General features: G+C 33.7%; 22 protein-coding genes and 1 pseudogene. 10 read left to right on the top strand and 13 right to left on the bottom strand.

The features are described from left to right. Positions 1-171 precede the first annotated feature (171 nt). The 4 genes from P5P89_RS07270 (at position 172) to P5P89_RS07255 (ending at position 4,337) form a co-directional block, all read left to right on the top strand. Positions 172-501 carry a DMT family transporter gene (locus tag P5P89_RS07270; RefSeq protein WP_278011349.1) on the top strand — a complete coding sequence of 110 codons (330 nt, stop codon included), beginning with the start codon at positions 172-174 and terminating at the stop codon, positions 499-501. Between the two features lie 10 nt (positions 502-511). Next, positions 512-1,273 carry a sensor histidine kinase gene (locus P5P89_RS07265; RefSeq protein WP_278011348.1) on the top strand — a complete coding sequence of 254 codons (762 nt, stop codon included), beginning with the start codon at positions 512-514 and terminating at the stop codon, positions 1,271-1,273. Next, entirely contained in the window at positions 1,236-1,955 is a 720-nt protein-coding gene (locus tag P5P89_RS07260; protein WP_278011347.1) for a LytR/AlgR family response regulator transcription factor, read from the top strand. The genes P5P89_RS07265 and P5P89_RS07260 overlap by 38 nt, the downstream gene beginning before the upstream one ends. Positions 1,956-2,066: 111 nt before the next feature. Then, positions 2,067-4,337 (top strand): cation:proton antiporter, encoded by a 2,271-nt coding sequence (locus P5P89_RS07255; protein ID WP_278011346.1) that lies wholly within the window; start codon positions 2,067-2,069, stop codon positions 4,335-4,337. 90 nt (positions 4,338-4,427) lie between these two features. On the opposite strand, the gene P5P89_RS07250 is transcribed toward P5P89_RS07255, so the two are convergent. The 4 genes from P5P89_RS07250 to pyrH form a co-directional block, all read right to left on the bottom strand. After that, entirely contained in the window at positions 4,428-6,374 is a 1,947-nt protein-coding gene (locus tag P5P89_RS07250) for a DUF5686 family protein (protein WP_278011345.1), read from the bottom strand. A gap of 50 nt (positions 6,375-6,424) precedes the next feature. Further along, positions 6,425-6,922 (bottom strand): carboxypeptidase-like regulatory domain-containing protein, encoded by a 498-nt coding sequence (locus P5P89_RS07245; protein ID WP_278011344.1) that lies wholly within the window; start codon positions 6,920-6,922, stop codon positions 6,425-6,427. A 118-nt stretch (positions 6,923-7,040) separates the two neighbouring features. Next, complete coding sequence (frr, locus tag P5P89_RS07240; protein WP_223682179.1) at positions 7,041-7,604, bottom strand: ribosome recycling factor; 564 nt, start codon at positions 7,602-7,604, stop codon at positions 7,041-7,043. A gap of 163 nt (positions 7,605-7,767) precedes the next feature. Beyond that, on the bottom strand, positions 7,768-8,475 hold the full coding sequence (gene pyrH / locus P5P89_RS07235; protein WP_278011997.1) for a UMP kinase: 708 nt from the start codon (positions 8,473-8,475) through the stop codon (positions 7,768-7,770). A 183-nt stretch (positions 8,476-8,658) separates the two neighbouring features. Here pyrH and P5P89_RS07230 point away from each other — a divergent pair, with 183 nt between their 5' ends. After that, complete coding sequence (locus P5P89_RS07230; RefSeq protein ID WP_278011343.1) at positions 8,659-9,276, top strand: thioredoxin family protein; 618 nt, start codon at positions 8,659-8,661, stop codon at positions 9,274-9,276. A gap of 430 nt (positions 9,277-9,706) precedes the next feature. Here P5P89_RS07230 and P5P89_RS07225 read toward each other — a convergent pair whose 3' ends face one another. From P5P89_RS07225 to P5P89_RS07190, 8 genes and pseudogenes are all read right to left on the bottom strand, one after another. Continuing rightward, positions 9,707-10,237, bottom strand: a complete 531-nt coding sequence (locus P5P89_RS07225) for a hypothetical protein (protein WP_278011342.1) — start codon at positions 10,235-10,237, stop codon at positions 9,707-9,709. A 32-nt stretch (positions 10,238-10,269) separates the two neighbouring features. Beyond that, the gene (truB, locus tag P5P89_RS07220) at positions 10,270-10,959 is read right to left on the bottom strand and encodes a tRNA pseudouridine(55) synthase TruB (protein ID WP_278011341.1); all 690 of its coding nucleotides are present in this window, start codon (positions 10,957-10,959) and stop codon (positions 10,270-10,272) included. Then, positions 10,959-11,756 (bottom strand): undecaprenyl-diphosphate phosphatase, encoded by a 798-nt coding sequence (locus tag P5P89_RS07215; RefSeq protein ID WP_278011340.1) that lies wholly within the window; start codon positions 11,754-11,756, stop codon positions 10,959-10,961. Before P5P89_RS07215 ends, truB begins: the two co-directional genes overlap by 1 nt. An 85-nt stretch (positions 11,757-11,841) precedes the next feature. After that, positions 11,842-12,102 carry a DUF3098 domain-containing protein gene (locus tag P5P89_RS07210; protein ID WP_278011339.1) on the bottom strand — a complete coding sequence of 87 codons (261 nt, stop codon included), beginning with the start codon at positions 12,100-12,102 and terminating at the stop codon, positions 11,842-11,844. Between the two features lie 80 nt (positions 12,103-12,182). Next, positions 12,183-13,057: pseudogene (locus tag P5P89_RS07205) on the bottom strand (cell division protein FtsX). A 235-nt stretch (positions 13,058-13,292) separates the two neighbouring features. Continuing rightward, the gene (locus P5P89_RS07200; protein WP_278011338.1) at positions 13,293-13,880 is read right to left on the bottom strand and encodes a molybdopterin-dependent oxidoreductase; all 588 of its coding nucleotides are present in this window, start codon (positions 13,878-13,880) and stop codon (positions 13,293-13,295) included. 17 nt (positions 13,881-13,897) lie between these two features. Continuing rightward, a complete protein-coding gene (locus P5P89_RS07195; protein ID WP_278011337.1) occupies positions 13,898-15,895 on the bottom strand; it encodes a TonB-dependent receptor plug domain-containing protein in 1,998 nt (665 codons plus the stop codon). Between the two features lie 180 nt (positions 15,896-16,075). After that, positions 16,076-16,423 carry a winged helix-turn-helix domain-containing protein gene (locus P5P89_RS07190; RefSeq protein ID WP_278011336.1) on the bottom strand — a complete coding sequence of 116 codons (348 nt, stop codon included), beginning with the start codon at positions 16,421-16,423 and terminating at the stop codon, positions 16,076-16,078. 291 nt (positions 16,424-16,714) lie between these two features. On the opposite strand from P5P89_RS07190, the gene P5P89_RS07185 reads away from it, so the two are divergent. The 4 genes from P5P89_RS07185 to P5P89_RS07170 all read left to right on the top strand — a co-directional run bounded on the left by P5P89_RS07185 (position 16,715) and on the right by P5P89_RS07170 (position 22,129). Then, the gene (locus P5P89_RS07185; RefSeq protein WP_278011335.1) at positions 16,715-19,909 is read left to right on the top strand and encodes a leucine--tRNA ligase; all 3,195 of its coding nucleotides are present in this window, start codon (positions 16,715-16,717) and stop codon (positions 19,907-19,909) included. Between the two features lie 312 nt (positions 19,910-20,221). After that, a complete protein-coding gene (locus tag P5P89_RS07180; protein WP_278011334.1) occupies positions 20,222-21,073 on the top strand; it encodes an alpha/beta fold hydrolase in 852 nt (283 codons plus the stop codon). Next, on the top strand, positions 21,073-21,546 hold the full coding sequence (locus tag P5P89_RS07175; protein ID WP_278011996.1) for an RNA polymerase sigma factor: 474 nt from the start codon (positions 21,073-21,075) through the stop codon (positions 21,544-21,546). The genes P5P89_RS07180 and P5P89_RS07175 overlap by 1 nt, the downstream gene beginning before the upstream one ends. Then, a complete protein-coding gene (locus P5P89_RS07170) occupies positions 21,533-22,129 on the top strand; it encodes a hypothetical protein (RefSeq protein WP_278011333.1) in 597 nt (198 codons plus the stop codon). The genes P5P89_RS07175 and P5P89_RS07170 overlap by 14 nt, the downstream gene beginning before the upstream one ends. A gap of 56 nt (positions 22,130-22,185) precedes the next feature. On the opposite strand, the gene P5P89_RS07165 is transcribed toward P5P89_RS07170, so the two are convergent. After that, positions 22,186-22,587, bottom strand: coding sequence for a hypothetical protein (locus tag P5P89_RS07165; protein ID WP_278011332.1), 402 nt, complete (start codon positions 22,585-22,587; stop codon positions 22,186-22,188). A 177-nt stretch (positions 22,588-22,764) separates the two neighbouring features. On the opposite strand from P5P89_RS07165, the gene P5P89_RS07160 reads away from it, so the two are divergent. After that, positions 22,765-24,753, top strand: a complete 1,989-nt coding sequence (locus tag P5P89_RS07160) for a sensor histidine kinase (RefSeq protein ID WP_278011331.1) — start codon at positions 22,765-22,767, stop codon at positions 24,751-24,753. The last annotated feature ends 9 nt before the right edge of the window (positions 24,754-24,762 follow it).

Here is a 24,762-nt window from a genome sequence, read left to right as displayed (position 1 = left end):
TAAAATGGATGCAAATGTAGTTAAAAGTGCTAAAAATCATTTAGTAATGACATTGTTTTTGCGATTTGTTAACATTAATTAACAAACCTAATATTTAGATAATTACTATTTTGGTGTGAATTGTATGCGGGCTTTTCTCATCTTTGTAGTATAATTTTAAAGAAGAAAAAAATGAATTGGATTTTGCTAATTATAGCAGGGCTTTTTGAAGTAGGTTTTGCATCTTGTTTGGGCAAAGCCAAAGAAACAACCGGAATGACATCTACCTATTGGATGATTGGTTTTTTTATCTGTCTTTCGATTAGTATGACTCTGCTTTATAAAGCCACGCAGGTTTTGCCAATTGGTACAGCTTATGCAGTTTGGACTGGTATTGGTGCCGTTGGAACTGTTTTAGTCGGGATCTTGATTTTTAAAGAACCTGCCACTTTCTGGAGGATATTTTTTCTTTCTACTTTAATTGCTTCGATAATTGGGCTGAAGTTTGTTTCCAGTCATTAAAAATCAACATATGCAGGACAACAATACCATAACTTTTATTTTTTTAGCCATAATTTTATTGCTGATTGTCATCATTGGTTTTATGGTGTATCAATTAATGCAGTCTAAAAAAGCAAAAGAAAATGCCGAAGAAAGTTTTTATGCGCTCGAAAGAAAAGTAAACGACTTACAATTAGAAACTTTAGAATCAAAACTGAATCCGCATTTGTTTAAGAACATTCTGAATTCGATTCAGTCGCATGCGTATCAGACTTATTTTGCTTTGGATAAACTGGCCAATGTGCTGGATTATATTTTATACGAAAGCAAAAAGAAGTTTGTTACTGCCAAGGAAGAAATTGATTTTGCATTAAACCTGATTGAAATCAATAAAATAAAAATTAGTCCGCTTTTTGAGCTTAAAATCAAAACTAACATTAATAAAGAGGACAAATTATACGAACAGCCTTTACTGGCGCCGTTAATTTCGATCGATTTAATTGAAAATGCCTTTAAGCATGCTGATCTGCAAAGTGCTGATGCCTTTATTTCGGTTGTTTTTGAGTTTAAGGACAATGCTTTCTTTATGACAGTTTCGAATAAAATTTCAGATAAAAAAGTCCTGAAAAAGGAACGAAGCGGTTTAGGAAATACAACTTTAGAACACCGTTTAAGAATTATCTACAAGAACAATTTTAAACTTGAAAGGTTTACAGAAAACGATATTTATATAGCCCATCTAAAAATAGACTTACTTGAATACAAAACTGAAATGCTTGCTTCTGGACGATGAGTTACCGGGATTAACGTATCTGAAAATGCTTTGCGAACAAATTCCCGAAGTAGAAATTGTAAAAACGTTTAATAATCCTGAAAAACTATTGACCGAAATTCCGGATCTCGAATTTGATTTATTAATCTCAGATATCGAAATGCCTGGAATTGACGGCTTGCATCTGGCTGAAATGATTCAGGATAAACTCGTGATTTTTTGTACAGCTTATAAAGATTATGCTGCCGATGCTTTTAACATCGATGCTGTAGATTATATTACAAAACCTGTAAAACTGGAACGTTTGCAAAAAGCAATCTCAAAAGCTTTTGAACGATTCAATAAACCTGAAACAGCCAAAAAATTCATTCAGCTAAATACAGACAAAGGCAAAACCTTATTGTATTTTAGTCAGATTCAGTATATCAAAACATCTTTAAGTGACAGCCGTGACAAAACTGTATTGCTCACGGATGGGAGTTTTCTGAATCTGAAAAACGTTAAATTTGATACGCTTTTAAATGAACTTCCAGAGGCCGATTTCTGTCGTGTGAATAAAAAAGAAGTTGTTGCGGTAAAAGCAATCAAATTCTTTAATCATAACGAAATTGTGCTGCATCATTTAGAAGAAAACAATAAAAATACTACACTTTTGCTGAGTGAAACCTATCGTTCCGATTTTTTAAAAAAGGTCAAAATCTAACTTATTACAAAGTTTTTCAGGCTTGTTACATAGATTAAAAATTAACTGTAAATTTACTTTTTCACTCCGTTTTCAGTACTGATATTTGCCCCATAATTTAAAATACGGGTTATGAATAATATTAAAAATTCTTTATTCTATGTTACAGTTATTGGTGGTTTTACCGCTCTGATATACTGGATGATTTCAAAAGGAGCCTCACTTGAAGCAGGACGCGGAATTATTCAGAAAAAAATTGAAAGCAATCACTGGAATGACTTTTTACATTCGATGATTGAAAACCTGCAGCATCCTTTAGCCATTTTACTGGCTCAAATTGTTACTATTATTTTAGCAGCACGTTTGTTTGGCTGGATTTTCAGGAAGATTGGGCAACCATCAGTTATAGGAGAAATGATTGCGGGAATTGTTTTGGGGCCCTCTTTGGTCGGGATGTATTTTCCTGAATTCTCAGCTACTTTGTTTCCGGCAGCATCTTTAGGGAATCTGCAATTTCTAAGTCAGATTGGTTTGATACTTTTTATGTTCGTGATCGGAATGGAACTGGATTTAAAAGTATTAAAAAATAAAGCACACGAATCTGTGGTAATTAGTCACGCCAGTATTGTGATTCCGTTTGCTTTAGGATTAACGCTGGCTTATTTTATTTATGGAACTTTTGCACCGCAGGGGGTAGCATTTTCTTCTTTCGGATTATTCATGGGAATCGCAATGAGTATTACTGCTTTTCCGGTTTTGGCCAGAATCGTTCAGGAACGCGGGATGCAAAAGACAAAACTTGGAACTATTGCCATAACCTGTGCAGCAGCAGATGATATAACGGCCTGGTGTATACTAGCAGTTGTAATTGCGATTGTAAAAGCAGGATCGTTTACAAGTGCATTATATGTTATTGGATTGGCAATTTTATATGTAATTATCATGTTGAAAATAGTTCGTCCGTTCCTGAAACGTGTGGGTGATTTAAATTCGACCCGTGAAAGTCTGAATAAACCTGTGGTTGCTATTTTTTTTATTACACTCCTGATTTCTTCTTATGCATCAGAATTAATTGGAATCCATGCCTTATTTGGAGCATTTTTAGCAGGAGCCATTATGCCAGAGAATAATAAATTCAGGAATATTTTTATCGAAAAAGTTGAAGATGTATCTATTATCGTTTTGTTGCCTTTGTTCTTTGTGTTTACAGGTTTACGTACGCAGATTGGTTTGCTTAACGATCCGTATTTATGGAAAGTTACAGCAGTAATTATTGCCGTTGCCGTTGCAGGTAAATTTTTTGGAAGTGCGCTGGCGGCCAAATTTGTAGGGCAAAACTGGAAAGACAGCTTAGCTATTGGAGCTTTGATGAACACACGCGGATTAATGGAGCTGGTCGTTTTAAATATTGGGTATGACCTGGGAGTTTTGTCTACTGAGATTTTTACGATGATGGTCATTATGGCTTTGGTGACTACTTTTATGACAGGCCCTGCACTGGATTTTATTGGTTATATTTTTAAGGATAAGCCCACAATAATTCCTCAGGAAATTGGGAATAAAAGCAAATACAAAATCCTGCTCTCGTTTGCGACTCCTGAACGAGGAAAAAAACTTTTACAGATTGCCAATAGTTTAGTGAAAAAACAGACTGATAATTCAATTGTTACGGCAATGCACTTGTCGCTGAGCACCGAAATTCACTCTTTTGATGTCAAGGATCATGAACGTAAAATGCTGGTTCCTGTAATTGAAGAATCAGAGCGTTTGAACCAGAATATGGTAAGTGTTTTTAAAGTAACAAATGATATTGATACCGATATTATAGATACTGCAAATCAGGGAGAATATGATTTGTTGCTGATAGGTCTGGGACAATCTATTTTTGAAGGGACCTTGCTTGGAAAAATCCTTGGATTTACATCAAGGATTGTAAACCCTGATCGGTTGATTGACAAGTTTACCGGGAAAGAAGGTTTGTTTGAAAACTCTCCTTTTGATGAACGAACGCGTCATATTATTTCCAAAACCAAAATGCCGGTAGGGATTTTTATTGATAAGGATTTAGAAGAAGTAGGCCGGATTTTTATGCCGATTTTCAGTGAAGAAGATTCTTTTTTGATTGATTATGCCAAGAAACTAATCAATAATAATGGTTCACAAATTACGGTTCTCGATGCCAGTGGTGAAGTAAAGAGTCGACGGGACATGCAGGAAAGTATCCGCTCGATCGAACAAATTGCGCCAAACCATATTATGATTATGCACGACAGAACGATTAAAAAAGAATTTCTTGAAACTCAAAATTTAATGATTATAAGTTTAGATAGCTGGAAAAAACTAATCGAATCTCAAAGTATCTGGCTGAATAATACACCATCGGTTTTGATTTTAAAACCATAAAGATTTAACAAATTCCAAATATTTTAAATTCCAAATTCCATTCATATAAAAATTGGAATTTGGAATTTTTTAATTGAGATTTAAATTTTTTTATAATCCTAAATCTAATACATAAGAAATCTTAACCGCTATATTGTCTTCGATTTTTGGTAATTGATTTGGACCATAACGGTAAAATCCGCTTAAACCAAAGCCTTTAAAGATTTTATTTAATTCAAGCCCGGATTCAAAGAAACCTTTATCCAAAGTTTTATAAGCCGGACCAATATGCTGTTCCGGTTTTTCCATATTTCCCCAGGCCATTCTCGTAACCAAAACTAAGGATGGACGAACTTTTTTGAAAATTTTTACTCTGTTAAAGCCATGTTTTATCTGGAAAAATAGATATTCGCTAGAGAAAAATTCATTAAAATACATCGTTTCAAAACTATTTCTTCCTGAAAAAGTAATACGCTGAATGACGGTTTCTTTGTTGAGGTTGTTAGGCATGGTATTGTACAAATGTGTAATGGGCACATCACCAAGAGCGTAACCTCCCTGGAATAGAAGGCTGGTTTTTTGTCCGTCTAAATATTTTTTTTCGTATTCTGTTTTAAAATCTATTTTAGCAAAACTGAAGTCATTATCCAGAACATTTGGAAGGGACTGAGTAAACTGAAAAGTAAATCTTGGAAAACGTTTTTCGGTTTCGGATCTTCCTGTTGGTGTCTGCATAAAATTACTAAATGGTGCCCAGACAATAGAAGCCATTGCAGTTGTCATGACATAGTGAGAATACAATTGCCCGTTATGATTAAAAAGATAATCAAATTTAGGTTCAACATATGTTCTTGCTAATTCAAAGACAGCTTCTGTTTTCGGAATAATTTTTGTCTGCAGATTTGTTTTCCAGCTGATGTAATGGTAAAAAGTACTAATGTTGATCGGACGGGGATCATAAATTTTAAAAACGCGTTTATCAACAGCAAAAACAGTACTCGCAATCTCCCTGACATCATCTGTATAGGATCCGTTTAGCCAGGTATTGGTGTTTTTATCCATTAAAATACCTGAACCCAGGTTATATTTGAAGTTGCCGTCTTTTGTTCCATAAGCACCATAACCTTCAATCCTGAAGCGTTTAGAGAAACGGTCATTGGTAATTCCGCCCAGTCCTAATCGAAAACCTTCATAATTATTATAACTAATTACTTTTTTCAAATCCAGGTCAACCGGTCCAATCGGAATATAACCGTTTATGATTTTCCGGCCAAGCCACAAACGCTTCTCAATTCTTTTATTGATTGAAATACTATCTAATAACTGATATGTTCTTTGACTTTTAAGATCAAGGTTTTCTTTTCGGTATTCATTCCAGAATTCTTCGGGTTTTGTACTTGCATCATCTTTAATTTCGATATAATAAGAAGGATCTTTTATCGGAGTAATAGTGTTATAATGAATGTCGGAATTGTTGCTTTCTGAGAGTACATAAGTAAAATCGGAAGCACTTTTTTTACGCGTCGTAAAAGCATCTTCTGAATCTCCGTCAAACTGAATAGTTCCGCCTAAGATATTAATGTCATCATCATTCTTTCCTTTTACAATTTTGAAAGTAGTGTTTGAAGGAAACCATATTTTTTCCTGAGGAACATATTCAAATTCGTGTATTCCGCTAATATCGAGTACTCCTTTTATACGCATAACAGCTTTTGCAATGGCAAAATTTTCCTGATCAATGTATAAAACACCTTCTAAGCCGGCGGCCTTTCTTTTTTGTTTATTCTTAAAATAAATCATAAAAGTATTACGACCTTTAATGGCTGCTGTGTCCAGTAATTTGTAATTGTAATCTTTTAGCGCATCGTCAGAAACAGGGTTATTGTATTTGGTTTCAAAAAGTTCGTATTTCGAATCATAAATGGAAATAGACTGTAAATTGAAAGCAATAATTTCGTATACTGGCTGTTTAAAACCTGCCATTTTGGTACCCAGAATAGTTTCTTTGAGTTTTTTGTTTGCAAATTGATATTGCGAAATTTTTTCGGTTTGAAACAAATGCTGTTTGGAGATAACTTCTTTAAACTTATAATCAGAAGAGTCAATATTTATTCTATTTTTTTTAAATCTTTATAAGAAGCAGATGAATCAATCCTCCCATTTATAGAATCGGGATTAGCCGTAACAATGAGCTTATTGTATGTTTTGTATTCAAAACTGTTGAGTTTTTTCTGTGGATTATTGATGCTTTTATTTGCAATTACCTTTCTTATAATAGCAAATGCCGGATTTTCATTAGAAACAATAACTTCTTTCAGGTCGTCTGTTTTTTGTTTCAGAGAAACCGGATAAAATTTTTTATTGTCCTGGACAGGAATGACTTTTGTTTGAAACCCAATATAAGAAACTGTAAAAGAAGTAATTTTTACATTTGTCGAAAGTATAAATTTCCCATCAACGTCTGTAATTGTATTATTGTTCTCTGAAGTGGTAATAGTAGCAAACGGAAGCGGTTTGTTGCCGGAGTCTTTTACAATTCCGTTTATTTGAAATTGTGCCTGTAGGGTAAGTGTAAAAAACAAAGTAAACAAACAGAATAGCTTCATACAGAGTATTGTGGTTTTGAAACCAAAGGAAATTTATTTTGGTATGCAAAAGTAATAAATAAAAAATCCGTCTGGTATAATTTTAACCAAACGGATTCTTAAATTTATGTCAAATACATTACACTTTCATGATTTCAGCTTCTTTAACAGCTAATAATTCATCTATCTTTTTGATGTATGTATTTGTTAAGTTTTGAACTTCTTCTTCAGCAGACTTACAGATGTCTTCAGAAGTTCCCTCTTTTTCTAATTTTTTAATATCAGTATTAGCATCTTTACGGGAATTACGGATACCAATTTTCGCATCTTCAGCCTCAGATTTTGCCTGTTTTGCCAAATCTCTACGGCGTTCTTCCGTAAGAGGCGGAACACTGATGATAATAACATCGCCATTGTTCATTGGGTTAAAACCAATATTGGCAACTAAAATTGCTTTTTCAATTGCTGATAACATGTTTTTTTCGAAAGGTTGCAAGGTAATGGTTCTTGCATCAGGAACACTAATTTTAGATACCTGGGAAAGCGGTGTTGCAGCACCATAATAATCAACAAAAACGCCTCCAAGCATTGCCGGAGAAGCTTTACCTGCACGAATATTTAGAAATTCTTTTTCTAAATGTGCAATCGTGCCATTCATTGATTCCTCAGTACTTTCTAATATGAAATCTATTTCTTCAGTCATTTTTTTTAGATTTTTAGATTTTCAGACTTTTTGGATTTTTAGATTTTTCTAAAAAAGCAATGATCTAATTATGCTAACTAATATAATTTTTATTTTTAATATGTAAAGATTGTCGAAATGTATATTAAAACTAATAATCTAAATTCTAACAATCTAAAATAGCTTAAATATTAACTACAGTTCCTATGTTTTCGCCTTCGCAGATTTTCAAAAGATTTCCAATTTTGTTCATGTCAAAAACAACAATCGGTAATTTGTTTTCCTGACTTAATGTAAATGCTGTGGTATCCATTACATTTAATCCTTTTTTGATCACATCTTCAAAAGAAATAAAGTCAAATTTTACAGCTGAAGCATTTTTTTCAGGATCACAATCGTAAACACCATCTACACGTGTTCCTTTTAGGATAACATCAGCATTGATTTCGATTCCTCTCAAAACTGCTGCTGTATCGGTAGTAAAATATGGGTTTCCGGTTCCGGCACCAAAAATTACGATTCTCCCTTTTTCGAGATGACGGTCTGCTCTTCTTTTGATATAAGGTTCTGCAATAGACTCCATTTTCAAAGCAGTCTGCAGTCGTGTTTTCATTCCTTTGTCTTCAAGAGCACCCTGCAAAGCCATTCCGTTAATAACAGTAGCAAGCATTCCCATGTAATCGCCTTGTACTCTGTCCATACCTGAACTTGCTCCGGCAACTCCTCTAAAAATATTTCCTCCTCCAATAACAATAGCAATTTCTACTCCTTTGTCGTGAATCTGCTTAATTTCATCGGCATATTCACCTAATCTTTTAGGGTCAATTCCGTATTGTAAGTCTCCCATTAAGGCTTCGCCACTTAGTTTTAGAAGAATTCTTTTATATTTCATGTGTGTTGCTTTTGTTTGTGCAAATATAGACATATTCTGTTTTTTTGAAATAGAGTTTTAAAAAATTAATTGTTCTTTTCGAATTAAATTTCTACTGCATTTCTGAATTTTTTTAAATGTGATAAAAGTCATTCAGCACTATTTTTAAAAAGTGTATTTTTATGGAATCAAAACGAAAGAAATATGAAAAGTATTGTAGCCAAAGCATTATTCAATAGTCATTCTTATACTGAATATCGAAAACTAGTTACTGATTTGTTATCAGAAGGGAAATCTACCGGCGAAGAACAATCTGAAAGCTTAACGTATTACACAAGCCTGAACGAAGCCAGAATGAATCGTTTGGAGAAAACCATAAAAATTTCTGAAGATATAATTTCGAAGCTTCAAAATTTAGACAATCATTACATATGGCTGGTTATTTCTGAAGGCTGGTGTGGTGATGCAGCTCAAATACTTCCAATATTGAACAAGATGGCTACTGCATCGGATAAGAAAATTGATCTAAGAATTGTTTTAAGAGATCAAAATGACGAATTGATGAGCCAGTATTTAACAAATGGCGGAAGGGCAATACCAAAAGTTATCGTGATTTGTAAAGAAGCCGGAATCGTGCGTGCAGACTGGGGGCCAAGACCAAAAGGAGCGGCAGAATTGATGGCAAATTATAAAAGGGATTTTGGGGTTATAGATGAAAAAATCAAAACTGATTTGCAATTGTGGTATTTAGCTGACAAGGGAATTTCGGTTCAGGAAGAATTAGTCGAAATTATGGAAAATATAAAATATAACAGATTGTAATTTTTTGTTGAAAAATCGTTTAAAGTTGTTGTTTTAGTGGTAATTTGCTGAAAACAAGATTTTTAGTAATAAAAAATACGTTAAAAATGTTTTTTATAAGCTTAAATGTTGTAACTTAGTAATATAATCCCATTTCTACTATTTATTTTCTGATTTACTTTTTTAATTGGTGTTTTATTTAATATTTAATAATTTAAAAATACACTATCATGAAAACGTTATTCGAAAAATTCTACGATTTTTTTTCAAGACTTCTATTTGGAGGAAAAAATATCCCTCATTATTAAATCCAAAAGTATGGAATAATTTTATTTTAATGGGAAGCTGGAACAAGCACATTACTGTCGTCACATTTGTAATGTGCTTTTTTATTTAATCAAAGAAAAAATTTGGGTTGAATATAAAGAATTGCAGAGTATAAATGGTTTGTTTAAAAGCTGATTAATGAAATGCCAAGACTAATATTGCTAATGCTTTTTTGGTGATGTAATGCAAAGCCATAATCTGAAACATCAACAAAAATTGTCTGATCATCACCGGTAATTCCTAATCTTATTTTTTTGTATTCGCCACTCAGGTTTCCACGTCCCAACGCAAATCCCTTTCCATATCCCAACTGGAGGGTAATTCTTCCGCTTTCAGAAATTTTCGGACTTAATCCAAAATTCAAATAAACAGGAACTGCAACTAATTTATCGTCCCATTTCCAATCGAGTCCACTGTGAATTCCTAAAGTGAGCCATTGTTTGTAATGCAGACCATAACCTAATTTAGAACCTATCCCATTGGGTACAAAAAAAGCTTTTGATTCTCCCTCATAGTTATCCGGTTCATCCCGGTATGGATTCCCGGTTATTGAAACGTTGGCGTCAAATTGTATATAAGTGAATTTCCTTTCCTGAGCCTGAATTCCTGAATTTGCCAAAAGAAACCAAAAGATAATAACCAAATAATATTTCATAATTCCTGATTTCTTTAATAGATAAATCTTAATTATTGAAGGCTTTCTTCAAACAAAGTAATATCTATAGCGTCTTTTACATTGTAGTCGCCAATCCTGGTACGGCGTAAAACAGTTAAATGTGATCCGGAATTCATCGCTTTTCCAAAATCATAAGCTAAAGAACGTATATAAGTCCCTTTGCTGCAAACTACCCTAAAATCGACTTCAGGTAAAGCAATGCGGGTAATTTCGAATTCATGAATAGTTGTCTTTCTACTCGCTATTTCTATAGTTTCTCCTGCACGTGCATGTTCATACAAGCGTACGCCATCTTTTTTAATGGCGGAAAAAATGGGTGGTTTTTGATCGATTTCGCCTAAAAATTGTTTTACGGTTTCATGAATTAGAGTTTCATTAATATGTTCTGTTTGGAAAGTCTGATCGATTTCAGTTTCCAGATCATAGGATGGAGTGGTAGCTCCTATATAAAATGTTCCCGTATATTCTTTTGCCTGACCCTGAAGTTCAGAAATTCGTTTGGTAAATTTTCCGGTACAGATTAGTAATAACCCTGTCGCTAAAGGATCTAATGTTCCGGCATGGCCAATTTTGAACTTTTTTGGTAGTCCGACTTTATTGATTAGAAGGTATTTTAATTTATTGACTGCCTGAAACGAACTCCATTTTAAAGGTTTGTCTATCAGTAAAATTTGTCCGTCTAAATATTCTTCAGGTGTCATTATATTATGGTAAGCGGATGAATAAAAAAGTGAATCAGTAATAAAATGATCCCGGCAATGATTCGGTAATAACCAAACACTTTAAAACCGTTTTTAGTTAAGAAACCAATGAACGTTTTGATGGCCAAAAGCGCAACAATAAAAGCCACAACATTTCCGATAATAAGGATATTGATTTGGTCGTGCGATAATTCAAAACCATCTTTATAGTAATCGTAACATTTTTTTGCGGTTGCTCCCAACATGGTAGGAACAGCAAGGAAAAAGGAAAACTCGGCAGCAGTTGTTCGGGATAATTTTTGTGACATACCGCCCACAATACTGGCGCCGCTTCGGGATACTCCAGGAATCATGGCCAAACACTGAAATAAACCAATTTTAAGAGCTTGTAAATAGGTGATTTCCTGAGATTTTTCAGCTGTATTTGGATTATTAAACCATTCATCAACTTTCAATAATATCAAACCACCGATTAAAAGTGAAATGGCAACCGTAACCGGATTTTCTAATAAACCATCAATAAAATCGCTTAATAATAATCCTAAAACGACAGCTGGTATAAAAGCAACTAAAAGTTTAAAGTAAAAATCAAGTGTCTGAAAGAAACGCTTGAAATATAATACCACAACAGAAAGTATGGCGCCAAGTTGAATAACAATCGTAAAAAGCTTTGTGAAATCTTCGTGTGCAATTCCAAAAAAAGAAGAGGCAATAATCATGTGTCCAGTTGAAGAAACAGGTAAAAATTCTGTGATTCCTTCAATAATGGCAAGAACAATAGCTTGTAATGTATTCATTTATGAGATTTGTTAGATTATTAGAATATTAGACTTCTTAGATAAGTTTAATCTAATAATCTAAGATGTCTGAAGTCTAAGATGCCTATTTAGATTTTTTGAAGATAGAATAAATCGTGATTCCAAAACCAATCAATACGGTTGTCGGAGCCAGTCTGATACGTCTAAAGCTAAAAACTTCTTCGTTAAAAACATTTGGGTCCTTACTTCCTCCTCCAGACATTAAGATAAAACCTAATACGATAACACCGATTCCAATCAATAAGATTTTGTAATTGATGTTGTCAAAAAGGAATTCCTGTTTTGCTGGCTCTGATTGCGGTTCTTCTTTATAATTGTTTTTCATCTTGTCATTGCGGGGAATGAAGTAATCTCATTCCAAATATTTAAAGTTTTTAATCAAAAATGCTAAGCTCGAATCTAAAATTAATAAAGATCGTCGGTTCTTAAGTTAAGGAAACGCTGTGTAGCAAAGTGTGTACTTACCCAGGTAATTAAAACTCCTAAACCAAATACAGCCAGCAATACTAAACCTATCAAAGCTTTGTCTTCTATAATTCCTAATCCGGGGAAGTTGTTTTCAACATAAAGTAAGAGGGCAATTAAAGCAACAATTGCCAATACAGCTCCTAACATTCCTAGTTTTACACTACGCATTACAAAAGGTTTGCGGATGAATGCTTTTGTAGCCCCAACCATTTGCATGGTTTTAATGATAAATCGGTTAGAATGAATCGATAAACGCAAAGAACTGTTGATTAATAAAACCGCAATCACCGCAAGGAAGCCGCTGATGATCAAAATCCACATACTTACTTTTTTGATATTATCATTTACCAGATTTACCAATTGTTTATCGTAAACAATGTCTTCAATCATAGTATTCTTACGCAGGTTGCTTTCAATTTTAACAATGCTGTCTCTTTCAACATAATCTGCTTTTAAATGAATATCGTAAGAATTCAACAATGGATTTTCTCCCAAAAAGGTCAGGAAATCTTCTCCAATAATATCAGTATGTTCTTTTGCCGCTTTTTCTTTGGTAACGTAAACATATGATCTTGCAAAAGGAGCTCTTTTAATTCGGTATCAAAAGCTTTGGTAACACTGTCTGTTGCTTCATTTTTAAAGAAAACCGTCATGGCGATTTTTTCTTTAAAATCATTAGCCAGTTTTTTTGAATTAATAATGAATAGTCCCAGTACTCCCAAAAGGAATAATACCAGAAATACACTCAATACAACCGAAAAATAAGAGGAAATTAACCTGCGCTTTTGAAATTTATCAAAGTTAGAACTCATAGTATGCTTAAATTATGTGGTAAAAATAATAAACAATTTCTTTATTTAAAGTTATTAACGAACTTTTATACTATAAATGTACAATTAGATATTGAAAATACGAAGCCTAAAAACTGATTTAACCGCAAAGCACGCAAATTTTATACATGGTTTAGTAAAAAAATATAAAGTTCGCAAAGCTTTGTGTTGATAAAGCTTTGTGAACTTTGGTAATACTTTGTGTTTAAATTTAAAGTTATTTGACCTTATAAATCTCTATGCTTTTCAGCCAATACACATGTCTCGGGCCAGTTTTAATATCATTTTTACAAATCGCAATCATTTCGCCATTTTTAACCGGTTTTCCATTTTCTTCAAATAGAATGAACGTGTTTTCTCCGGTTGGGTTATTAAAGATTTCTGCCCATGAAAAGGTTGCTTTATAATCGTCAGAAGCTCTTGCTACAATATAAAAGTTTCGGTCTTTATGCCCGTTTTGCCTGATTTTAGCTTTTTCTAAAATATCTTTCAAAAGAACTCCTTTACAAACCTTGTCGTCTTTTTTGATCTCACCACTTTGACATACGACTTTGAAATCATCGATTGTAACTACCTTCATCTTTTTTAAGGAATCAACTGTCAATTGCAGCGGAAATTCAACATCGCCTTTTACTTCAATCTCATGATTGACCATTTTTAAACTGTCTGCAGAGGAAAGAACAGGATGTTTGTCATTGTCTTGTTTTGAAACTTCTGTTGAAACAGTATCCTTTTTTTTAGAAGAATTACACATTGTGCATAAAAATGCAATGAGGAAAACTAGAATATAATTTTTGGTTTTCATATAAATTGATTTTAGTTTTAATTAAAAAAACGAAGCGTCACAAAAAAGTTTCTTCCTTCTTCAGGATAACCTTCAGCCAAACTGTAATTTCTGTCGAAAATATTATTCATTCCTGCGTCCATGCTTAGATATTTTAAAACTTTGCATGAAGCAAAAGTATTCAAAAGTGTATAATCAGGAACACCAGCACCATAACTTGTACTGTAACGGGAAGAATTAAATTCAGTATTGGCGATTAATTTCAATATTTTAACCGGGCTGTATTCGATAGTTCCAATCACTTTTGTATTAGGAACATCAGTAAAATGAATATCCGGATTTGTTATATTTTTTCTTTCGATGTACGTGTAATTTGCACTAATGTTTAATTTTTCTGTTGGTATATACGTTAACTGAGCTTCAATTCCTTTGTATTCGGCTTCGCCAAAATTCTGCATTTGGGATTTTCCTGGTTCTACATTGCTTACGCTTAAAATCGCATCTGTTAGGGAACTATAAAAAAGAGCGGTATGAAAATTCAATTTGCTGAAAAATTCCACATTGTAATTCAATTCATAATTCAAAGCCGTTTCAGGTTTTAAATCCGGATTTGGGATTGCTGTCCCCATTCGATACGAATAACGGTCTTTGATGGTGGCAAATCTCGTTTTTTGTGAAACCGTTGCGCCTAATTTTTGTGTTTCATTCAACTGATAAAACAGCCCAATCTGTGCATTGACGGCGTCACTTTTTCCGGCATCCGGATAATCTGAAATGACTTTTGTAGTACTGTTGTAATCCTCTGCTTTTTTGTTTTCTCTGGAATTATAGCTTACTCCCGGAATTACGGTAAACTTTTCGGTTACTTTATAAATATCTTCAATTCCTATCGTAATAGTCTGATCATCAAATCGACGAAGCGGCTCGCCTAAATTATTTTCACGATGCACATCTTCTTTAAATTGTACAGCAATCTTAAGGTTGTTTTTAGGAATAAAATGAGTTTCATATTCCAAATTTCCTCCATAAGTATAATCATCATAATAACTTTTAAAGGCATAAGGTTTGGTTATTGGAGCATAAGTGGCATCATCATAACTGATCAGTAAATTTTTAAATTTGTCGTAATACAATCTGGTTTTAAAACTGTTTTTATCATTCAAATTAGTATTCGAAATAAAATAAATACTTTCCTTATCCCAATTTGGCCACTGCCAGAAACGCGGTTTTGCCAACAATGAGTTTTTAGCATCACTTCCCGCATAAACCGGATTTCCTTTTTCTCCTTTTTGGTTGATGTATCCTAAAGCAGATTCACTTTTTTTGTTAGGTGTCCAGCCAATCTTAAAACTGACTTTTTGATCTGTTCGGTAGGAATTGTCTCTTTCTTTTCCGTCTTCATTTTTTATCGGTACAAAATCCTTGGACATTTGATACGATTTCCTGTCTAAATACGAAAGGCCTGCCTGAACATAAAATTTACTAAAATCAGAACCAATATTCAGATTGCTTTTTTGACCATCAGTATCGATTAATCCTAACGAACCATCAAATTCAAATTTCTTTACAGGTTTTCTCGAAACCAGATTAATCGCTCCACCTAATGAATTCGGACCGTAAATTATAGATGAAAATCCTTTTGAAACATCAATTTTGGCTAAATCAAAAGTGGTAAAACGAGCCAAATCTACATAACCGTCATACGGAACGTACACCGGAATTCCGTCCATATAAACCGGAACCTGCCTCAAATCAAAACCACGCACCGAAACCATCGATTCGTTTCTTGGTCCTGATGCCGTCAAAGTAACTCCCGGCAATAAATTCAGTGCTCTGGAAACGTCCATTTTGTTTTGAGATTCCATTGTTTTTGAAGTGATGGTATTGAGTGTGACCTTGCTTCTACTGTTGGTCACAATAACTTCTCCAAGCATAAAAGTTTTAGACGTTTTTACAGAATCAATCTGTTTTGAATTGTTTTGCTGACTGAAGCCCAGTAACGGAAGTAATAAAAGGGAAATAATTTTTAATTTCATAATTTGATCATAATTTCAGTATGTTTTTAAATGAATACTGAAGGTTGAAAATTGGTTTTTGGTTTTTAAGTTTTAATTTCAGTATGTTTTAAAATGAATGCTGATAGTTGTTGAAATTGGTTTTGGTTATTGCTTTTTTTAATTCAATGTGTTTAAAAAGGAATACTGCTGTTTAAATTTTTAAAATTTCAGGTTTTGAGTTTCTTTCAAAGCAAAATCCTTAATTCGTTTTTCGATTTCATAAAATACAGTTATTGCCTTTTCGCCGGCTTCAGTCAATCGTGCGCCGCCGCCGCCTTTTCCGCCCAGTAATTTTTCGACCAGGGGAGAATCTGCTCGCTGGTTCATTTCTTCAACCAATTGCCATGCCTGACGATACGCCATTTTCATTTCTTTGGCAGCATTGGTAATGGAACCTGTTTTCCTGATATTTTCAAGCAGCCAGATTTTTCCAATTCCTAAAAATGGCCCTTCTGTTTCTTCAATCCAAAGACGAACTTCGATATTGTACTTTTTGTTTTCTCCCATCGATGTTATTTTTAAAAGAAACTTTGCGTTTAATCGATTTGTGTAATAAGTATTTCAGATTGCAATAATAAGTATTTTTACGTAATTAAAATACGTATTTCGTTATTTTATTTGTTTGTCAGCTAAATAGCTTTGGTACAATCTTTAATAAATGTAAATTTGCGGACTTATAATTAAGCGACAAAGTGAGGAGAACCTCAGAACCTTTGTAACTTAGAACCTTAGTACCTTTTAGAAATGACTTGAGTGAGCGAAAGCATGACTCCATTAAAAAGCAAATAAAAAATAGGAATGAAATACAATCCAAACGAAATTGACGCCAAGTGGCAAAAATATTGGGCAGAAAATCAAACTTTTGCAGCAAAAAACAACTCTGAAAAGCCGAAACACTATGTTCTCGATATGTTTCCTTATCCATCAGGAGCAGGATTACACGTTGGGCATCCGTTGGGATATATTGCTTCAGACGTTTATTCTCGTTTCAAAAGACATCAAGGATTCAATGTTTTGCACCCAATGGGTTACGACAGTTTTGGATTACCGGCTGAGCAATATGCGATTCAGACAGGACAGCGTCCGGAAGATACTACCCGTGTAAATATTGACGGAGGTGTTGATAAAGAAGGAAAGCAAATTGCAGGATACAGAAAACAATTGGATAAAATCGGATTTTCATTTGACTGGGCACGTGAAGTGCGCACCTCAAATCCGGATTATTACAAATATACACAATGGATTTTCATTCAGTTGTTTAATTCCTGGTACAATAAAAATTCAGATAAAGCCGAAGATATTTCGACCTTGGTTGCTGTTTTCGAAAAAGAAGGCAATGCAAATGTAAAGGCAGTTTGTGATGATGCAGTAGAAGCATTTACGGCTATTGAATGGAACGCTTTCGCGAAAGAACAACAGGAGAAGATTTTGCTGCAATATAGATTGACCTATCTGGCAGAAACCGAAGTAAACTGGTGTCCGGGCTTAGGAACAGTTTTGGCAAATGACGAAATTGTAAACGGAGTTTCGGAGCGTGGAGGCTATCCTGTTATAAGAAAAAAAATGACACAATGGAGTATGCGAATTTCTGCTTATGCCGAACGCCTGCTTCAGGGTCTAAATGATATCGATTGGAGTGAGTCAATCAAAGAATCTCAAAGAAACTGGATTGGAAAATCGGTAGGAGCTTTAGTTAAGTTTCAAGTTTCAAGTTTCAAGTCTCAGGTTGATGCGCAAAGTGATGAAACTTTAAACGTGAAACCTGAAACAAATTTTATCGAAGTTTTCACAACAAGACCTGATACAATTTTCGGAGTAACTTTTATGACTTTGGCTCCTGAACATGATTTGGTGGCTAAAATTACAACTCCGGAACAAAAAGATGCAGTTGAAGCGTATATCGAAAAAACAGCAAAACGTTCTGAGCGTGAGCGTATGGCCGATGTAAAAACCATTTCGGGAGTGTTTACAGGAGCTTATGCTGAACATCCTTTTACAAAAGAAGCTATTCCGGTCTGGATTGGCGATTATGTTTTGGCTGGTTACGGAACTGGTGCTGTAATGGCTGTTCCTTGTGGAGACGAAAGAGATTATGCGTTTGCTAATTTCTTTAAAGGTCAGAATGGAATGGAGGAAATCAAAAATATCTTCGCCAATGTTGATATTTCTGAGGCTGCTTACGGATCAAAAGATAACGTTGAAATTGCAAATTCAGACTTCTTAAACGGATTGAATTATAAAGAGGCTACTAAAAAAGCCATCGAAAAATTAGAAGAAATCGGGCAGGGAACAGGAAAAACAAATTACCGTTTGCGTGACGCTGTTTTTTCTCGTCAGCGTTATTGGGGTGAACCATTCCCAGTTTATTACGTGAATGGATTGCCTAAAATGATCGATACGCAGCATTTACCGATTATTTTGCCTGAAGTAGAGAAATACTTGCCAACAGAAGACGGATTGCCTCCATTAGGAAACGCAGCTGTTTGGGCTTGGGATACAAAACAAAATAAAGTTGTCAATACTGATTTGGTTGACAATGTTTCAATTTTTCCTTTAGAATTAAACACAATGCCGGGCTGGGCGGGAAGTTCATGGTACTGGATGCGCTATATGGATGCACACAATGAAAATGAATTTGCAAGCAAAGAAGCATTAGCTTATTGGGAAAGTGTAGATTTATATATTGGAGGAAGCGAACACGCAACAGGTCACTTATTGTATTCTCGTTTCTGGAACAAATTCTTAAAAGATAAAGGTTTTGCTCCAACCGAAGAACCATTCAAAAAACTGATTAATCAGGGAATGATTTTGGGAGAAAGTGCTTTTGTAAATAGAATTGGATTAAACATAAGTTTTTTTGGTAAAGAATATAGTGACGTACTGAAAGTTGAAGTGCATTCAGCTTATGGAGCTTTGTCTTTTTTATCTGAAGATGAAAAACAAAGTTTGAAGAAATTGCAAGAAAAGTATTCTCTTATCAAAGATTATTTTTTGTCTGAAGAAGTTTTGAATTACTTTAAATCAGCAAAAGATGATGAATATAGCTTAGAAATTCGTCAAAAACTAATTAACGTGTTTACAAAAGATTTGTCTAGTGAATTGAAGGAACTTGGTTTAGATGAAAAAGTTAATGTTGATTATAATATATTAGGAAAAGAGTTTACGTTTTATAAAACAAGAGTTCCAATTGAATTTGTCAATTTAAAAAATGAATTGGATGTTGAAAAATTTAAAAATTGGAGAGACGATTATAAAAATGCTGTAACATTCTCGGAAGTTGATGATAAGTTTTTTGTTACACGAGAGGTCGAAAAAATGTCGAAATCATATTACAATGTTGTAACTCCAGATGATATCTGCGCAGATTACGGTGCTGATACATTACGTTTATACGAAATGTTCTTAGGTCCGTTAGAGCAGGCAAAACCTTGGAACACTGCTGGTATTTCGGGAGTTTTTGGTTTCTTGAAAAAATTATGGAGATTGTATTTTGATGATAATGGTTTAATCGTAAACAACGACGAACCAACAAAAGACAACTTGAAATCGTTACACAAAACCATCAAAAAAGTAGCAGAAGATATAGAGAATTTCTCTTTCAATACTTCGGTTTCTCAGTTTATGATTTGTGTAAATGAATTGTCTTCTCAAAATTGTCATTCAAGAGCGATTTTAGAACCGTTAGCTATTTTGGTTTCGCCTTATGCGCCGCATATCGCAGAAGAATTATGGTCACAGTTAGGATATACAACTTCAATTTCAGAAGTGGCTTTCCCAATTTTTGAAGAAAAACATTTGGTTGAAACCAACAAAGAATATCCGGTTTCTTTCAACGGAAAAATGCGTTTCACTATCGAATTACCTTTGGATTTAACCAAAGAACAAATTGAAGAAATCGTTATGAAAGACGAAAGAACGCAAAGACAATTGGACGGAAGAACTCCGAATAAAGTGATTATCGTTCCTGGGAAGATCATTAATTTGGTTGGATAACCAAAATTTAAATTCCAATATAATAAATTCCAAATTCCAATTTTTGTTGGGGTTTGGGATTTTTTTGTTCATTTTTTTCCACCACAAATTCACGAATTTTTATTCTCAAAGATTGTCAAAAATAATTCGTGAATTTGTGGTGGAAAACCTTGTGTTCTTTGCGTAAACCTTCGCGTACTTCGCGGTTAAAAACCCGCAGTGACATTGGGATTTGGAATTTTTTCATTAAAATTTTAATTCCCATTGTAACATTTTAATAGTTGTCGTATCCAAAGCACGGATCCGCTTATTTAACAACTTAAAACTATTAAAATGAAAAAATATACTATCGTAATTATCGCATTCTTATTCTCAGTATTATGTCTAAATGTTTTTGCTCAAACAAAATCATATCCGTTTGAAGTCTTAAAAACCGGAAAAGGAAAACAAGCTATTATCTTCATTCCCGGATTTGCTTCTTCCGGAGAAGTCTGGAATGAAACCAAAGCTGCATTCGAGAAAGATTTCATCTGTTATACCCTTACAATGGCCGGTTTCGCCGGAGTAAAACCACAGCCGGATTCTTCATTTGAAAACTGGAAAACTGGAATTGCCGATTATATTAAAGACAATAAAATCGAAAAACCAATTGTAATCGGTCATAGTATGGGCGGTGGACTTGCGCTTGCTCTTGCTTCTGATTATCCGGATTTAATTGGGAAGATTGTAGTAGTTGATGCGCTTCCGTGTTTGGCAGCTTTGAGCGACACTTCTTTTAAATCAAAAGAAAATAACGATTGTTCTGCAACCGTAAATCAAATGACATCTATGAATGAAACTCAGTTTTATGATATGCAGAAACAAATGATGCCAAGACTTTTGCAAGATTCATCAAAACTTGAAACAGTAGTAAGCTGGAGTGTAAAATCGGACCGAACCACTTTTGGACAAATGTATTGCGATTTTTCTAATACCGATTTGAGAAACAGGATTGCACAGATAAAATGCCCATCGTTAATTTTGTTAGAATCTTATTTTATAAATTTAAAACCTGCAATCGACGAACAGTATAAAAACCTGAAAACCGCTGATTTTAAATATGCCACCAAAGGGCTTCACTTTATTATGTATGATGATACAGCCTGGTATTTGGAACAATTAAAACAATTTTTAAAATCTAAATGATGGAGTTTGAAACTATCTACAAAATGTATTGGGACAGAATTTTCAGGCTTTGTATGGGTTTTGTCAACGATTATGATATCGCACAGGATTTGGCTCAGGAAACCTTTATAATCGTCTGGCAAAAACTGGAAACTTTTAGAAACGAATCTTCTATTGGAACATGGATCTTCAGAATTGCTTCGAATAACTGCCTAAGGCAGATTGAAAAAGACAAACGTTTTCCAAAATCAAATCTGCCAGTTCATCTGAGCGAAGAAAAACAAATTTCTATTGAACCCCATATCCAATTTTTATATAAATGTATAGCCGAATTGCCGGAAACCGAGCGTATCATTATTTCACTGGAATTAGAAGATGTAAAACAGTCGGAAATTGCCAAAATCGTCGGACTTTCTGAAGCCAATGTACGCGTGAAAATTCACAGAATAAAAGAAAAAATGACTCAAAAATTTAAAGAAAATGGACCACGATAACAATATAGATTTTAAAGATTTATGGAAAAAACAAACCGTAAATCAGCCTGATATGCAGGATTTGCTTTCCAGGGTGAGCGTGTTTAAAAAAGCGTCTATGCGTAGTTTATGGATGACCAATATTATGCTTTTGGCAACAAGTATTTTTATAATTTTTATCTGGATATATTTTCAACCACAGTTTATATCAACTAAGATCGGAATTGTTTTGGTAATTCTCGCTATGATGGTTTATCTGTTAGTTTACAATAAATTATTTGGAAAATATAAAGATATTGACACGACTACGACTAATCATGATTATCTCCAAAAGTTAGTTTTGATTAAAAAGAAACAGCAATTTTTACAAACTAATATGATGAGCCTTTATTTTCTGATGCTAAGTGCTGGAATTGGCCTGTACATGTACGAGTACGCAAGCCGAATGACTCTTTTGGGAGCCGGGTTGACTTATGGGATAACATTTTTATGGATTTTATTCAACTGGTTTTTTATTCGTCCAAAACAAATTAAAAAGCAGCAGGACAAAATCAATAGTCTCATTCAGAGATTTAAAGAAGTAACGCATCAGTTAGAATCATAAAAAAGAAAGCTTTGTAAATTTCACAAAGCTTTCTTTAATTAATTTATGACCAAATTTTATCTCGGAAATACATACGAACTTGGAACCAATACAATAATTCCGTCTTCAGTAGCAGTTGCAGTTAATTCTTTTACTACTTTTCCCCCAACATAAACTTTACCAGTAAGTGTTTGCCCTTTAACACCTCCATAACCACTCGTTTGAAATGAGGCACCCGGCGAATCAGCATTAGCTGTAAATTCTTTAGTCCATGGCAATGCATCAATATCTTCATTAAGGGCAGCTCCGCTTTTTTCAAGATAAGTTACATCAAGATCTCCTGTGTAATTTCCGGTTATTTCATATTTAACATCTCTTGATCTGTTTACAGAGTCGTTGTCGTTATCATCGCTGCTGCAGGAAGCAAATGTAAATACAAGAGTCAGCATTAGCATAATTTGTTTCAAATGTGTTTTCATGTTTAATTTTCTTTACTATTTATGTTTAAAATTCATTCTATATCAAAGTTAGAAGCTTACAAAGCAGACAACAATACCTGATAAAATGTATTTTTTACTACCTGATGTCAGGTAAAAGAGTGGGATTTCTTTTTGAAAGTCATTAAGCTTTAATAACTTTGAGAAAATGCCACCTTTATGAACAAACTATACATCTTTTTATTTTTTCTGTTTTTTTCTGCAATCTCCAATTCACAAGTAATTCTGTCCTTAGATGATGACACAGTATATATTGACAGTGTTGCAAACGTTACCAAGAACATTAAGTCTGACAGTATTAAGTGTTTGAATAGTTTTAGATTGTCCAAATTGTTTTTAATGGTTCAGGATGTCAAAAAATCTAAAGAATATCTCGCGCAGGCGAACCGGCTAAAGATCAAATTTCCTTTTTTAAGAGATGCTTCTATTTACTACAATGCCTATAGTTTTATTGAAAAAGGAGATTTAGACGGCTATGAAAAAGCTTTAATGAATGCGAATAACAAATTAAAAAAATACAGAAACAAAGAAGCGTATAAACTGCGTGCCATTGTGCTGCAGAATTATGGTATTATACAACAGCATAAGAACAATGAAAATGCCTATATGAAACTGCTTGTAAATGAAGCGATTCCAATTGCTAAGAAAAGTGGCGATTTTGAGCTGATTAGTGGTTTGAGTAAAGCAGTTGCCATTATTTTTATGAACAATGAAGAGCGCCAAAAGGCTTCAGAATATCTTGCAGAGGCACAAAGGTATATAGAAAATACAACTAAAAAATCGGCAACACTCGCAGAGTCGAGAATGGAGACTTATATTATTAATGCCGAAAACTTAATTGAGCTCAAACATTTTTATGATGCAAAAGTAGTTTTGGAAAGAGCTTTTTCGATCTTAAACAAATATCCGGAATCCAACCTCAATGATTCTTATTATTATTCAGAAGGAATATATTATTCCAAGCAAAATAAATTTAACGAAGCACTTGTAAGTTTTGGAAAAGGAATAAAATCAGCTAAAAATCATAACAATCTTGTCGCACTTAACAGGTTGAAATTTGCAGAATATGAAGTGCTTTTTAAACTTAAAAATTTTGATAAAGCCATAAATAATCTGGAATATCTAATTAAAAATACCTCTTTTACAGTAGATAAAAAGAACTATTATAAGGAATTGTCAAAGGTTTATAATGCCACTAAAGACTATTCAAAGGCTTATTTTTATTCGAATAAATATAATGTGATTAATGATAGTCTTAACAATGCGAAACTGAAAAATGAAATCATTGAGCTTGAAGCAAAATATAAAAAAGCAGAAAGCGAAAAGAAAATTAGTTTGCTGCAGTCGGAAAATGAAAAAGCTGTTTTGCAGGTAAATAATAACAGGCTTAATATGATTCTTTTTGCGGTTCTTTCATTTCTTTTGTTTTTGACGGTTTTGTTTTTGTGGAGCTGGAATAATTATCAGAAAAAGTTAAGCCTTCAAAAAGAAATGAACCATATCCAGGAACTCGCCGCACTGGAAAATCAGCAAAAATTATCGATCTCAAATGCCCTGATTGAAGGAGAAGAAATGGAAAGAAAAAGGATTGCAAGAGATTTACATGACGGACTCGGGAGCATGCTTTCAGGTTTGAAAATGCATTTGAGTATATCCGGTCGTGAAAACAACGAAACGAATCCCAATATCCATGCAATGCTTAATAATTCGATTAAGGAACTTCGTAATATTTCTCAGAATTTAATGCCGGAAAGTTTAATGAAATTGGGACTTGAACACGCTTTAAAAGATTTATGTGCTTCACATTCCAATCCCGAAACAACAATTGAATTTCAATATTTGGTTAAAAAATCAAATTTGCCGCAGCATTTCGAAATCATGATTTTCAGGATTATACAGGAACTTTTAAATAATGCTCTAAAATATGCAAAAGCTTCACATATATTGGTTTCCTGTTCGCAAAACAAAGACGTTTTCTTTATTACAGTGGAAGATAATGGTACAGGATTTAATGTGGAATCTGCTGAAAAACAAGAAGGTATGGGGCTTAAAAACATTAAGAACCGTGTAGCTTTCTTAAACGGGAAATTAGAAATAGATTCAGTTGCTGGTAAAGGAACATCGACTTATATCGAATTAAAAATATAATCCAAAAAC

The sequence above is a fragment of the Flavobacterium gyeonganense genome (genome assembly GCF_029625295.1).
Lineage (GTDB): Bacteria > Bacteroidota > Bacteroidia > Flavobacteriales > Flavobacteriaceae > Flavobacterium > Flavobacterium gyeonganense.
Note: the sequence above shows the minus strand (reverse complement) of the source record. Positions and strands in the feature narration are given on the sequence as shown.

What these genes read in the sequence shown, in the direction of transcription:
- P5P89_RS07270 (WP_278011349.1), top strand. Translation starts at nt 172, where the DNA reads ATGAATTGGATTTTGCTAATTATAGCAGGGCTTTTTGAAGTAGGTTTT.
- P5P89_RS07265 (WP_278011348.1), top strand. Translation starts at nt 512, where the DNA reads ATGCAGGACAACAATACCATAACTTTTATTTTTTTAGCCATAATTTTA.
- P5P89_RS07255 (WP_278011346.1), top strand. Translation starts at nt 2,067, where the DNA reads ATGAATAATATTAAAAATTCTTTATTCTATGTTACAGTTATTGGTGGT.
- P5P89_RS07245 (WP_278011344.1), bottom strand. Translation starts at nt 6,922, where the DNA reads ATGAAGCTATTCTGTTTGTTTACTTTGTTTTTTACACTTACCCTACAG.
- frr (WP_223682179.1), bottom strand. Translation starts at nt 7,604, where the DNA reads ATGACTGAAGAAATAGATTTCATATTAGAAAGTACTGAGGAATCAATG.
- pyrH (WP_278011997.1), bottom strand. Translation starts at nt 8,475, where the DNA reads ATGAAATATAAAAGAATTCTTCTAAAACTAAGTGGCGAAGCCTTAATG.
- P5P89_RS07230 (WP_278011343.1), top strand. Translation starts at nt 8,659, where the DNA reads ATGAAAAGTATTGTAGCCAAAGCATTATTCAATAGTCATTCTTATACT.
- P5P89_RS07225 (WP_278011342.1), bottom strand. Translation starts at nt 10,237, where the DNA reads ATGAAATATTATTTGGTTATTATCTTTTGGTTTCTTTTGGCAAATTCA.
- truB (WP_278011341.1), bottom strand. Translation starts at nt 10,959, where the DNA reads ATGACACCTGAAGAATATTTAGACGGACAAATTTTACTGATAGACAAA.
- P5P89_RS07215 (WP_278011340.1), bottom strand. Translation starts at nt 11,756, where the DNA reads ATGAATACATTACAAGCTATTGTTCTTGCCATTATTGAAGGAATCACA.
- P5P89_RS07210 (WP_278011339.1), bottom strand. Translation starts at nt 12,102, where the DNA reads ATGAAAAACAATTATAAAGAAGAACCGCAATCAGAGCCAGCAAAACAG.
- P5P89_RS07200 (WP_278011338.1), bottom strand. Translation starts at nt 13,880, where the DNA reads ATGAAAACCAAAAATTATATTCTAGTTTTCCTCATTGCATTTTTATGC.
- P5P89_RS07195 (WP_278011337.1), bottom strand. Translation starts at nt 15,895, where the DNA reads ATGAAATTAAAAATTATTTCCCTTTTATTACTTCCGTTACTGGGCTTC.
- P5P89_RS07190 (WP_278011336.1), bottom strand. Translation starts at nt 16,423, where the DNA reads ATGGGAGAAAACAAAAAGTACAATATCGAAGTTCGTCTTTGGATTGAA.
- P5P89_RS07185 (WP_278011335.1), top strand. Translation starts at nt 16,715, where the DNA reads ATGAAATACAATCCAAACGAAATTGACGCCAAGTGGCAAAAATATTGG.
- P5P89_RS07180 (WP_278011334.1), top strand. Translation starts at nt 20,222, where the DNA reads ATGAAAAAATATACTATCGTAATTATCGCATTCTTATTCTCAGTATTA.
- P5P89_RS07175 (WP_278011996.1), top strand. Translation starts at nt 21,073, where the DNA reads ATGGAGTTTGAAACTATCTACAAAATGTATTGGGACAGAATTTTCAGG.
- P5P89_RS07170 (WP_278011333.1), top strand. Translation starts at nt 21,533, where the DNA reads ATGGACCACGATAACAATATAGATTTTAAAGATTTATGGAAAAAACAA.
- P5P89_RS07165 (WP_278011332.1), bottom strand. Translation starts at nt 22,587, where the DNA reads ATGAAAACACATTTGAAACAAATTATGCTAATGCTGACTCTTGTATTT.
- P5P89_RS07160 (WP_278011331.1), top strand. Translation starts at nt 22,765, where the DNA reads ATGAACAAACTATACATCTTTTTATTTTTTCTGTTTTTTTCTGCAATC.